Origin of the sequence: uncultured Roseibium sp., from assembly GCF_947494555.1 — a bacterium.
In the GTDB taxonomy this organism is placed as follows: domain Bacteria; phylum Pseudomonadota; class Alphaproteobacteria; order Rhizobiales; family Stappiaceae; genus Roseibium.
In genome coordinates, this window is sequence record NZ_CANLVF010000003.1 from 738,062 (window position 1) to 749,151 (window position 11,090).

At 58.0% G+C, this 11,090-nt stretch carries 11 protein-coding genes and 1 other RNA gene; 4 read left to right on the forward strand and 8 right to left on the reverse strand.

The annotated features are described in order from the left end of the window. Positions 1 to 11: 11 nt before the first annotated feature. From Q0915_RS18110 to Q0915_RS18130, 5 genes are all read right to left on the reverse strand, one after another. Positions 12 to 1,898, reverse strand: a complete 1,887-nt coding sequence (locus tag Q0915_RS18110; protein ID WP_299477086.1) for a DNA polymerase III subunit gamma/tau — start codon at positions 1,896 to 1,898, stop codon at positions 12 to 14. A gap of 108 nt (positions 1,899 to 2,006) precedes the next feature. Then, positions 2,007 to 2,435, reverse strand: a complete 429-nt coding sequence (locus tag Q0915_RS18115; protein WP_299476537.1) for a hypothetical protein — start codon at positions 2,433 to 2,435, stop codon at positions 2,007 to 2,009. Continuing rightward, positions 2,425 to 2,682: a hypothetical protein gene (locus tag Q0915_RS18120; RefSeq protein ID WP_299476540.1), complete on the reverse strand. Its 258-nt coding sequence runs from the start codon at positions 2,680 to 2,682 to the stop codon at positions 2,425 to 2,427. Before Q0915_RS18120 ends, Q0915_RS18115 begins: the two co-directional genes overlap by 11 nt. Before the next feature lie 130 nt (positions 2,683 to 2,812). Further along, positions 2,813 to 2,910, reverse strand: an RNA gene (gene ffs, locus Q0915_RS18125) — signal recognition particle sRNA small type. An 81-nt stretch (positions 2,911 to 2,991) separates the two neighbouring features. After that, on the reverse strand, positions 2,992 to 3,624 hold the full coding sequence (locus Q0915_RS18130) for a LysE family translocator (RefSeq protein WP_299476543.1): 633 nt from the start codon (positions 3,622 to 3,624) through the stop codon (positions 2,992 to 2,994). Positions 3,625 to 3,766: 142 nt separating this feature from the next. Between Q0915_RS18130 and Q0915_RS18135 the strand changes: the two genes are divergently transcribed. The 4 genes from Q0915_RS18135 to Q0915_RS18150 all read left to right on the forward strand — a co-directional run bounded on the left by Q0915_RS18135 (position 3,767) and on the right by Q0915_RS18150 (position 7,069). After that, the gene (locus Q0915_RS18135) at positions 3,767 to 4,183 is read left to right on the forward strand and encodes an HIT family protein (RefSeq protein ID WP_299476546.1); all 417 of its coding nucleotides are present in this window, start codon (positions 3,767 to 3,769) and stop codon (positions 4,181 to 4,183) included. Between the two features lie 83 nt (positions 4,184 to 4,266). Then, a complete protein-coding gene (gene nudC, locus Q0915_RS18140) occupies positions 4,267 to 5,211 on the forward strand; it encodes an NAD(+) diphosphatase (protein WP_299476549.1) in 945 nt (314 codons plus the stop codon). Beyond that, positions 5,211 to 5,789, forward strand: coding sequence for a histidine phosphatase family protein (locus tag Q0915_RS18145; RefSeq protein ID WP_299476552.1), 579 nt, complete (start codon positions 5,211 to 5,213; stop codon positions 5,787 to 5,789). Before nudC ends, Q0915_RS18145 begins: the two co-directional genes overlap by 1 nt. A gap of 65 nt (positions 5,790 to 5,854) precedes the next feature. Continuing rightward, positions 5,855 to 7,069, forward strand: a complete 1,215-nt coding sequence (locus tag Q0915_RS18150; RefSeq protein WP_299476555.1) for a lytic murein transglycosylase — start codon at positions 5,855 to 5,857, stop codon at positions 7,067 to 7,069. A 31-nt stretch (positions 7,070 to 7,100) separates the two neighbouring features. On the opposite strand, the gene Q0915_RS18155 is transcribed toward Q0915_RS18150, so the two are convergent. The 3 genes from Q0915_RS18155 to Q0915_RS18165 are packed head-to-tail and all read right to left on the reverse strand — an operon-like array spanning position 7,101 to position 11,061. Further along, entirely contained in the window at positions 7,101 to 8,732 is a 1,632-nt protein-coding gene (locus tag Q0915_RS18155; RefSeq protein WP_299476561.1) for an ABC transporter ATP-binding protein, read from the reverse strand. Between the two features lie 10 nt (positions 8,733 to 8,742). Continuing rightward, complete coding sequence (locus Q0915_RS18160; protein ID WP_299476564.1) at positions 8,743 to 9,936, reverse strand: ABC transporter permease; 1,194 nt, start codon at positions 9,934 to 9,936, stop codon at positions 8,743 to 8,745. A 3-nt stretch (positions 9,937 to 9,939) separates the two neighbouring features. Continuing rightward, on the reverse strand, positions 9,940 to 11,061 hold the full coding sequence (locus Q0915_RS18165) for a microcin C ABC transporter permease YejB (RefSeq protein ID WP_299476567.1): 1,122 nt from the start codon (positions 11,059 to 11,061) through the stop codon (positions 9,940 to 9,942). Between the last annotated feature and the right edge of the window lie 29 nt (positions 11,062 to 11,090).

Below are 11,090 nucleotides of genomic sequence, written 5' to 3' on the forward strand. Positions count from 1 at the left end.
ACGCGTTTGGTTCAATCGTCTTCGTCGTCACCCAAGGCTTCATTCAGCAATGGGTCTGTGAGCATCGGATCGGCCAGAGCAGCCTCGTCTTCTTCCGTCACCTGCACCTTGACGTCCACTACCTTTGCCCCCGGGAACTGGGCCAGCAAAGCTGCAACGGTCGGATGTGATCTTGCATCCGACAAAAGCTGCTGCTGGTTGGCTTCCTGTTCCTCGTGAATGGTCGGCCGGCCGTGCTCGCGCGACACGACAACGAACCAGCGCTGGCCGGTCCATTCCGTGAGTTTGCGGCCGAACTCGCCGGCGATGTCCGCAGGTGCATCTTCGGTCGGCTGTATTTCGATTTTTCCCGGCTCGAACTTGACCAGCCGCATTTGCCGCTGGATGGCAACCTTCATCGGAATGTCGCGCTTTTCCGAGGCAAGGGCCACGCAGTCGTGAAGGTTCTTGAGCGCATAAACCGGCTCTTCCGCGATCTGCGGCCGGGGCGCGGCTTCTGCTTCCACCCGCTGCGCCGGCGCTCCACCCTGGATTGCCGACAGTTGGGGCCTGGCGCCGCCTTGCATCACAGGATTGCCACTGCCATCGCCGGGATTGCCGCCGCTTGCGCTTTGCGGCATGCCGACCGCCATCGCCTGATGGCCTCCCCCTGGTGGGTTTGCTCCGGGGTTTCCTGAACCGGAACCGGCTGCGATCGGGTTTTCACCCTTTCGGACCTGCGCAAGCAGCTCACCCGGGTCGGGCAGGTCGGCCGCGTAAGCGAGACGAACGAGCACCATGTCGGCCGCCGCCAGCGGTTTGGAGGCAGCCTGTACCTCCTGAACGCCCTTCAGAAGGATCTGCCAGGCGCGTGACAGCAGGCGAACGGAAATGATGTCCGCAAACTCGCGGCCGCGCAGACGCTCGGCCTCGGTGACGGATGCTTCGTCGGCCGATTTCGGTGCGACCTTCATCCGGGTCACCAGATGGGTAAAATCCGCAAGATCGGTCAAGACGATTGCCGGATCCGCACCGACCTCGTACTGGGCCTGCAACTCGCCCAGTGCCTCTTCAATCCGCCCGGCCATAAGGTGCGCAAAAAGCTCGATCACGCGGGCCCTGTCTGCCAGACCGAGCATCTGACGAAGGTCGTCTGCCTCAACCGCGCCTGTCGCATGTGCCATGGCCTGATCGAGCAAGGACAGGGAATCGCGTGCCGAGCCTTCACCGGCACGGGCGATCAGCAGCAGGGCTTCGTCGGAGATGCGGATGTTTTCCGCATCAGAGATTTTGCGCAGAAGACCAATCAGCTTCGATTGCCCGATCCGCCTCAGGTCGAACCTTTGGCAACGCGACAAGACCGTGATCGGGACCTTGCGGATTTCGGTCGTCGCGAAAATGAATTTCACGTGTTCCGGCGGTTCTTCCAGCGTCTTCAAGAGCCCGTTGAAGGCCGCGTTGGACAACATGTGGACTTCGTCGATGATGTAGACTTTGTAGCGGGCTGTCGCCGGCCGGTAGCGCGCTGCGTCGATGATCTCGCGAATGTCGTTGATGCCCGTGTGGGAGGCGGCGTCCATCTCGATAACGTCGACATGGCGGCCTTCCATGATCGCCCGGCAATGCGTGCCTTCCCGCTCCAGCTTCACGGTCGGCTTGTCGGCTTCACCAGGCAGTTCATAATTGAGGCCGCGTGCCAGAATGCGGGCGGTGGTGGTTTTGCCGACCCCGCGCACGCCGGTCAGCATCCAGGCTTGGGCGATCCGGCCCGTCTCAAACGCGTTTTCAAGCGTCTGAACCATCGGCTCCTGCCCGACAAGGTCCTCAAAGGTCTTCGGGCGGTACTTGCGCGCAAGAACGCGGTAAGCGCCGTCCTCGTTCTGCACGCCGGAAGCTGCGTTGCTGGCCGTGTCCGTCATCGACGCGCCGTCGCTGGGAAAACCTGACTCATCCATGAGCCGCACCATAGCGACTTTTTCAAAAATGGGGACGGCTTTTGAACGTTTTTCTGTGAACTCGAAGCGGGACTATCCTGTTGCCGGCTCGGCGGACCTATCGGCTTTGAACCTGTCGGGTAACAGGAATACTTGTCTGGCCGTAGCGCTCGACACACGTTCACTAGAGTACCAGGTGTCCATGAGCGATCGTGAGAACAGATCCGGGTTCCGAACCAGAAACTCATCGAAATTCTCATGGGCGGTGACTTCCATGCGTTCAGCCAATATTCCAAGAAAAGCGAGTGTCACCGTTGTGTTGAACTTACCGGCTGCGCCCGCGTTTGCCGCAATGTCCTTCAGAGCACTGCCATAGCGCGCGGCAGCATCCAGGAAGTCATATCTTTGAAGCATCTGGCAAGCGACGCCGATGTGATCCCGGTGTGTGAAGGACCTCGCATCCAGGTCACGCGCCTCGAATAGATCAGTCAGATCGACATAGTTCCGCGGCTCAGCTTTCATCAGCCCTATCCTTCAATTTGTGACTGTCTGCTGCGGACAAATCGAGATCGTAAACGCTTTTCAACTGCTCGATCTTGCCGAGTGTTTCTTCCGAAAACGGCGGTTTGTTTTCAAAGCTGTGAAGAGCCAGACCTTCAATCAGATCGCCCAATGATAGGTCCAAGTGCTCAGCAAGACCCTTCAGGACCTTCAAGAGCCGCTTTTCCAGACGAACACCGGTCTGGATTCGTTCAACAGATTTACTCATATTTGTTATATTGGTACCAATGTACCAAAATGTCAAGCATTGGTGTCTTTGCGATCCGCGTTGTGCATAGCGCAACAAAAAACACCGCACGAGACCGGGCGGTGTTCGAAACAAGACACGAATTAAGAGGGTGGGAGGCTGGCACGGCGACCCGTGCCGAGGCTCGTTAGGGCTGCTTCCTTCCGGATCTGACCCGGTTGGCGAGTGGCTCGTCCACCACCAACCTCCCGAGTGCCTTATATCAGATGCCCCCAGGGGTTTGGCAAGGGCCATCGCGGCCTTTTTTTCCTTGCCGGAAAATGCCGTTGTTCAGGGCCGCAGCGTGGCCAGCTTCAGGCCAAAGCCCATGAACACCAATCCCGTCACGCCTTTCAACCAGCGTTGAAAGGAGGGATTGCCCGCAGCTGTCGAGAGCCGGGCGAGCAGGAGAACCATCGCGCCGAACCACAGAACGTTTATCAGTGCGTGGATGCCGACCAGCGAAAAGGCTGCCGCAACCGCGCCTTCGCCAGCGGGTATGAATTGCGGGAAGGCAGCGAGATAGAACATCGAGACTTTCGGGTTCAGGGCATTTGTCAAAAAACCCTCACCAAATGCCCGGACCATCGTGCGCCGCCGCCTGGCAGGTGCCACGGGCGCAGCGATTATCTTTCCCGAAAAGGCATCCTTAAGAGCTTTCAACCCGATCCATATCAGGTAAGCGGCGCCAACCATCTTGACGACAAAAAAGGCTTCAGCCGAATGTACGAGGATCACCGAGATGCCCAACACCGACAAGGTTCCGTGCAGGAAGAAGGCAGCCACAAAACCGCCGATGTTCGAACCGGCCGCCAAACGTCCGGAGGTCGGTACGGTTTTCGCAATCAGGACGCCGTTGGGGCCAGGCGACATCACGAGAAGGCCTGCGACAAGCGCGAAGCTCAAAAGCGTTTCCAATGACATGACAAATCCGCCGCAACAAAGGGAGTAAGCGCGAAAAACAGGTTCGCTTCTCCTGCAATCTACCCATATGCTCACCGAATGCAATCCGAGCGTTGTCTTGCAGGTGCTCGGAGATACTCATCAACACAACGGTTAGCCCAAGATGTCTTCCTTTTCCCTCAACCCCCGTCTCGAAGGCGACAGCTATTTCGTTGCGGATCTGACGCTTTCGACAGTCCGGCTTATGAAGGACGCGAATTATCCGTGGCTGCTGCTCGTCCCACAGAAGTCCGACCTTGTCGAAATCATCGACCTTGGCGATGCAGACCAACTGCAGCTCATGAGAGAAATTGCGAAGATGAGCCGGCTTCTACGATCCGTGACCGATTGCGAGAAGCTGAACGTGGGTGCACTCGGCAACCAGGTGTCCCAGCTCCATGTCCACGTCATTGCACGCTTTCGGAGCGATCGCTCCTGGCCTGGCCCGGTCTGGGGAACCGTTCCAGCAGAAGATTATGAAGCTGAGCAAGCCGACACCCTGATCGGCCGGTTGCGGGATGCCATTGCATCCGAACTCTGACCAGGCCTTGCTGGACACACTCTGCGCACCGCCCTAAAGTCCGGCGCGTATAAGACCTGCCATATTCTTTCAAGGATCTCAGCATGCGCGAAGCCGCCGCCAGTCTCCAGGCAATGGAGATGAGCTTTATTGCCAACACTCTCGACAGGCAGTCGGAACGGCGCGGCGATACCGCCTATCTCAAAACGCTGCTGGAGCGATCAGACACACGGATCGTGCTCTCGACCGACAAGACGCTTGTCTTTGAAAAGAGCGAAGATCCTCATATCGGTCACGCGCTGACGTCGGCGCTGAAGCTGGGTGCCTCGCCCGACGAGATGGTGTTTCTTGGCCTCCGGCAAGACACCGGGCAGCCTCTCTTTGCAACGACCCTGCCGCGCAGCGATGAAGAATTGTCGGCGCAGCCGGATCTGATTGTTCAGGACCTCAGGAACCTCGCTCTGCAAAACGCTTTTTCGGCGGAAGACCTGAGCGCGCTCGCTCAGGCGCGAGCGCTGATCCATTGGCACCGGACGCACCCGATGTGTTCGCGCTGCGGCGAAAAAACCGTGATGGCCGAAGCTGGATACCGACGGGACTGCCCGTCATGCGGCGCAGCTCATTTTCCACGCACCGATCCTTGCGTCATCATGCTGATTACCCACGAGGACAAAGCATTGCTCGGCCGTCCTGCCCGTTTGCCGGAAGGTGTTTACACGACCCTTGCGGGCTTCATGGAGCCTGGCGAAACCATAGAAGATGCGGTTCGCCGCGAAGTCTTCGAAGAAAGCAGGATCAGGGTCGGTGACGTCAGTCTTGTTTCCAACCAACCCTGGCCGTTTCCCGCAAATCTGATGCTCGGCTGCATCGGCACGGCGACGTCATTTGATATCGAGATTGCGGATGACGAGCTGGAAGCCTGCAAATGGTGCGACCGCGCGGAAGTCCGGCAAATGCTCGAAGGCACGCACCCGGAAGAACACAGGATCCCACCCTCGATTTCGATTGCCTATGAACTGATCATCGGCTGGCTGGAGAACCGTATCTGATGACCTGGTGCATTTACCTGACCCATCCCGAAGTCGAAGTGGATCCCAACATTCCTGTGCCACAGTGGGGCCTTTCGACAGTTGGGCATGCGCGGGCCGAGCAGGCAACCGCTCTGCCTTTCACAAAAGAGATTGGTGCCATTGTCTCAAGCGGCGAAACCAAAGCGATCGAAACGGCCCGGTACTTTGCCGACAAGCTTTCGCTGGAGCCCCGGATCAGAGAGGACCTTCATGAGAATGACCGGTCCGCGACGGGTTTTCTGCCACCGGACGAATTCGAGCAGACAGCCGACCGCTTCTTCGCCGACCCGAAAACCTCGGTCCGTGGCTGGGAGCGCGCCATCGACGCTCAACATCGCATCGTCGGCGGCATTCAGGCCGTTCTCTCCGGCATCGACCCGGACCTACCCGTGCTTTTTACCGGCCACGGCGCTGCCGGTACGCTGCTGATGTGCCATCTGATGGGCGTTTCGATTTCCCGTTCACACGATCAGACGCGCGGAGGCAGCTGGTACAGGTTCGAAAAAGACTGGTTGACGACCGGTGCCGGACAGGATTTGCGCTGGATAGAAGTCTGAGTTCAGTCGGCCTCTTGCCATGATCATGGTAATGTTGAACGAGTGGAACTTTACGGGAGCCTGCCGTGATCAAGGGTCTGACATCTATCATTGCCGGAGCGCTGCTTGCGGTCGTCGCTCAACCGATTGCCTCACATGCCGGCAAATATGATGCTCAGTTCCGGCAATTCCTTGCCAATGATGTCGTACCAGCCGCAAAGCGTGCCGGCATTTCGCAAGGAACACTCGACCGGGAACTTGCCGGCCTAACGCCCGATACGTCCCTGCCCGGTCTGGTTGGCCCCGGCGGCAAGGGTGCACCTCCGAAGGTCAATTTTCAGGCCGAGTTCCGCTCACCGCAGCGCTATTTCCGGGACAGCCAGTTCAATTCCCTGGTTCCCGGCGGCCGGCGGCTGATGCAGAAGCACGCGGCGACGCTCCAGAGAATTGAGGCAAAGTACGGCGTTCCCAAACGCATCATTCTTGCGATCTGGGCACGCGAGTCCGGTTACGGCGGGGCCAAGATCCCACACGACGCCCTTCGTGTTCTGGCAACGCAGGCCTTCATGGGTCAGCGCGCTGACTTCTTCAAAGGCGAGCTCATATCCGCGCTGAAGATCCTGCAGAACGGTGATGTGTCCCGCCGTGCCATGAGAAGCTCCTGGGGCGGCGCAATGGGTCAGCCCCAGTTTCTGCCGTCCTCCTACCTGAAATACGCGGTCGATTTCGATGGCGACGGCAAGCGCAATATCTGGACATCGGAAGTCGATACGATGGCGTCGATCGCCAACTACCTGTCCGCCCATGGCTGGCAGAAGGGACGTGACTGGGGATACGAAGTTTTCCTGCCGGAAAGTGTCTCTTGCACACGCGAGGGGCCGGACAACCGGCAGAAGATCTCAAAATTCGTCGGAGAGGGCGTGAAGCGGGTCAGCGGTAAACCGTTTCCCGGCAACGAACTCAACCAGCCCGGCAACATTCTCCTGCCTGCCGGCCGCTACGGTCCCGCCTTCATTGCCACGAACAATTTCTATGTGTTGAAGGAATACAACGAGAGCGACACATATGCGCTGTTCGTCGGTCATCTTGCCGATCGCTACGGCAGCAACAAGGCGTTTGCTGCGGGCTGGAAGCCGATGAAAGACACGACAAGGGGTGCTGTACGGAACCTTCAGGTCCGGCTGGAGGGCCTTGGTCATGATGTCGGCGGCGCGGACGGGTTGATCGGCTTCAAGACCCGGCGCTCCATCGGCAAGGACCAGGAAAAGAACGGGTTCTTCGCAACCTGTTGGGTTGGCTGACTTTTAAGCGGCATTTGACGATACGTCCGGCTCAGGCGTTCACCACGCCTTCAGGTGCTGTTTCCAGACGGAACGCGGCGGCCATGAGCGCGCGGGTGTAGTCCGTTTGCGGCGCATCGAAAATACGTTCCGCGGGGCCGGACTCCACCACCTTGCCTTGCCGCATGACGATGACCTCGTTGGCGAGGGCGCGAACCACTTTCAGGTCATGCGAGATAAACAGATATGCCAGGCCGTGTGCCTTCTGGAGATCTCGCAAAAGGTCGACCACCTGAGCCTGCACGCTCATGTCGAGCGCGGATGTCGGCTCGTCCAGCATCACGAATTTCGGTTCCAGAACCATTGCACGTGCGATCGAGATCCGCTGACGCTGACCGCCCGAAAACTCGTGCGGGTAGCGGTTCCGGGTCGAGGCATCCAATCCGACTTCGACCAGAGCATCGGCAACTTTCCGGTCTCTTTCTTCCGATGAGATCCCTGGGAAATGGACCTTGAGCCCCTCTCCCACGATGTCCGAGACGGACATGCGCGGTGACAGTGCGCCAAAGGGATCCTGAAATACGATCTGCATGTCCCGCCGCAGCGGACGCATCTGTTTCCAGGAGTTTTTCTGAATTTCCTCACCATAGAATGCGATGCGGCCCGTTGAGGAAATCATGCGCAGTATTGCAAGGCCCAGGGTTGTCTTGCCCGAGCCGCTTTCGCCAACGATACCGAGCGTCTGGCCCTGCCTGACCTTGATATCAATTCCGTCGACGGCCTTGATATGGTCGACTGTCCTGCGCAGAAATCCACGTTTGACCGGAAACCAGACCTTCAGGTCGTCCGCCTGCACGACGATGGGTTTGGTGTCATCCCCCTGCGGCGGTTCGCCCTTAGGTTCTGCCGCGAGCAGATGTTTCGTATAGTCGTGCTGCGGCTTTTCGAATATGTCGGCGACAACGCCCTGTTCCACGATCTTTCCGTCTGTCATCACACAGACGCGGTCGGAAAACTTCCTGACGATGCCGAGATCGTGTGTGATAAACAGCATCGCCATGCCCTGCTGGCGTTGCAATTTCTTCAAAAGCTCGAGGATCTGTGCCTGAACCGTGACGTCGAGCGCCGTTGTCGGTTCATCGGCGATCAGAAGATCCGGTTCGTTTGCGAGCGCCATGGCGATCATGACGCGCTGGCGCTGGCCGCCCGATAGCTGATGGGGGTAGGAGCTCAGACGTTTTTCGGCATCCCGGATACCGACCTGGTTCATCAGCTCCAGAACACGCTGACGGGCCTGGGTGTCTCCCATGCCGCGATGCGTTTTCAAAATTTCCGAAATCTGTTTTTCGACCGTATGAAGCGGATTGAGCGATGTCATCGGCTCCTGAAAGATCATGGAAACGGTATTGCCGCGGATCTTGCGCATCTCATTGTCTGACGCCGCCAGCATTTCCTTGCCGTCCATAACGATTTCGCCTGACGGATGAGACGCTGCCGGATAGGGCAGCAACTTTAGGATCGAAAGGGCGGTCACCGATTTTCCCGATCCGCTTTCGCCCACGAGCGAGACGGTCTCGCCCTTCTTGATATCGAAGGAAATCTTGTCGACCGCGACAGTCTGGTTGCCACCTTGTGTGAAGACAACGGACAGATCTTTTACGGAAACGAGCGCGTTGTTCGTCATGCTGCCTTCCTCACGCCAGGCTCTTGCGCGGATCGAAGGCATCGCGCACGGCTTCACCGATAAAGATCAAAAGACTGAGCATCAGCGAAATCACCACAAATCCCGAGATCCCGAGCCAGGGTGCTCCGAGATTGTTCTTGCCCTGGGCGAGCAACTCGCCGAGCGAGGCGGATCCCGGCGGCAATCCAAAGCCGAGGAAGTCGAGTGCGGTGAGGGTTGAGATCGATCCGTTCAAAATAAACGGCATGAAAGTGAGCGTGGCAACCATGGCGTTCGGAAGCAGATGCCGCCACATGATCACCGGGTTCGACACGCCAAGCGCTCTCGCTGCCGATATATATTCAAAATTCCGGCCGCGCAGAAACTCCGCGCGCACGACCCCCACAAGCGCCACCCATGAAAAGGCAAGCAGGATCGTGAACAGTGTCCAGAATCCCGGCACCAGGAACGACGACACGATCAAAATGAGATAGAGCGAAGGAACTGCCGTCCATATTTCGATAAACCGCTGGGACAGAAGGTCTACCATCCCGCCATAGTAGCCCTGAACGGCACCGGCGGCGATGCCGATGACTGAGGAGGCCAGCGTCAGGCTCAGACCGAATAACACCGATACACGGAACCCGTAGATGACACGCGCCAGAACGTCCCGCGCCTGATCGTCCGTTCCAAGCCAGTTCCAGTTGCCGATGATGCAGTTGGGATCATCGGCTCCCAGAGGATATCGGGCGCATCGCGTTTCCTTGTCCATCGTCCATGAGGGAGGCGCCGGTGCCGTAACCGGAATTTCCCTGTTGACGGTTCTGAAGTTGTAGCGGACCGGTGGCCAGATCATCCAGCCGTTTTCTTCGATGATCTCCTGAATGAACGGATCGCGATAGTCGGTCACCGGAAAGGCGAACGGATCGTCGCTGAACCTGTCTTCTGGATAATCAATCAGCGCGGGTACCAGCACGTCGCCTTTGAAATACACCAGGATCGGGCGGTCGTTGGCGAGAAAATTGGCGAGAAGCGCCAGAATGAACAGGACCAGGAAAATCCACAGCGACCAGTAACCGCGTTTGTTCGCCTTGAAGTTTGTCAGGCGCCGCTGATTGATCGGCGACATCTTCATCCGTTTCGGCGGAGGTGCGGTTTCCTCCGGCAATGGATTATAGACGTCGTAGCCGCTGTTTTCGAGGTTGTCCCGTGTCTGCGAATCCATGGATCAGACCTCCCTGCTCTCAAAATCGATCCGCGGATCGATCCAGGTGTAGGTGAGGTCCGAAATCAGGCCGATGACCAATGCCATAAGTCCGAAGATATAGGCTGTCGCGAACACCACGGCATAGTCACGGTTCAGAATCGATTCAAATCCGAGCAGACCCAGTCCGTCGAGCGTGAACACCGTTTCGATCAACAGTGAACCGGCGAAAAAGGCCGAGATGAACGCCCCCGGAAAGCCGGCAACCACGATCAACATGGCATTGCGGAAGACGTGGCCATAAAGAACCTGTTTTTCCGTGAGCCCCTTGGCGCGCGCCGTGACCACGTATTGCTTTCGGATTTCATCGAGAAAGGAATTTTTTGTCAGCAGCGTCGTCGTTGCGAAAGCGGACAGGACCATGGCCGTCAGCGGGAGCACCAGATGCCAGAAATAATCGACAATTCGTTCCGGCCAGGACAAGTCCGCCCAATTGTCCGATGTCAGCCCTCTCAACGGAAAAATGTCCCAAAAGGAGCCGCCGGCAAACAGGACGATCAGGAGAACGGCAAAGAGAAACCCGGGGATTGCGTAGCCGACGACAATCACGCCCGACGTCCACACATCGAAGCGCGAACCGTCGGAAACGGCTTTGCGAATGCCGAGAGGGATCGACACCAGATAGGATATCAGGGTCATCCAGAGCCCGAGGGAGATAGACACCGGCAGTTTTTCTGCGATCAGATCGATGATTTTGATGTCGCGAAAATAGCTTTCGCCGAAATCGAACCGCGCATAGTTCCACAAGAGATTCAGGAACCGTTCGAGCGGCGGCTTGTCAAAGCCGAATTGCTCCTCCAGTTGCTTGATGAATTCCGGATCGAGCCCCTGTGCACCCCGATACTTAGATGTGACGCTGTCGGCCGCCGAGCCCGTGCCTCCCGAGGTGTCGTTGCTCGCCCCGACGAAATCGTTGCCACCGCCGCTGATCCGAGATGTGGCGGAAACATCTGTTCCCTGCAGCTGCGCGATGACCCTTTCAACCGGTCCGCCCGGAGCGAACTGGACGATCATGAAGTTGACCGCCATGATCCCGACAAGCGTCGGTATCATCAACAGCAAACGGCGAAGGATATAGGCACCCATGGGGTTCGTGCGTTCCCTTTTCTTTATCT

Bases quoted from the DNA above. Each gene is read 5' to 3' on its own strand.
- Q0915_RS18110 (WP_299477086.1), bottom strand. From the start codon at position 1,898: ATGACGGACACGGCCAGCAACGCAGCTTCCGGCGTGCAGAACGAGGAC.
- Q0915_RS18115 (WP_299476537.1), bottom strand. From the start codon at position 2,435: ATGAAAGCTGAGCCGCGGAACTATGTCGATCTGACTGATCTATTCGAG.
- Q0915_RS18120 (WP_299476540.1), bottom strand. From the start codon at position 2,682: ATGAGTAAATCTGTTGAACGAATCCAGACCGGTGTTCGTCTGGAAAAG.
- Q0915_RS18130 (WP_299476543.1), bottom strand. From the start codon at position 3,624: ATGTCATTGGAAACGCTTTTGAGCTTCGCGCTTGTCGCAGGCCTTCTC.
- Q0915_RS18135 (WP_299476546.1), top strand. From the start codon at position 3,767: ATGTCTTCCTTTTCCCTCAACCCCCGTCTCGAAGGCGACAGCTATTTC.
- nudC (WP_299476549.1), top strand. From the start codon at position 4,267: ATGCGCGAAGCCGCCGCCAGTCTCCAGGCAATGGAGATGAGCTTTATT.
- Q0915_RS18145 (WP_299476552.1), top strand. From the start codon at position 5,211: ATGACCTGGTGCATTTACCTGACCCATCCCGAAGTCGAAGTGGATCCC.
- Q0915_RS18155 (WP_299476561.1), bottom strand. From the start codon at position 8,732: ATGACGAACAACGCGCTCGTTTCCGTAAAAGATCTGTCCGTTGTCTTC.
- Q0915_RS18160 (WP_299476564.1), bottom strand. From the start codon at position 9,936: ATGGATTCGCAGACACGGGACAACCTCGAAAACAGCGGCTACGACGTC.
- Q0915_RS18165 (WP_299476567.1), bottom strand. From the start codon at position 11,061: ATGGGTGCCTATATCCTTCGCCGTTTGCTGTTGATGATACCGACGCTT.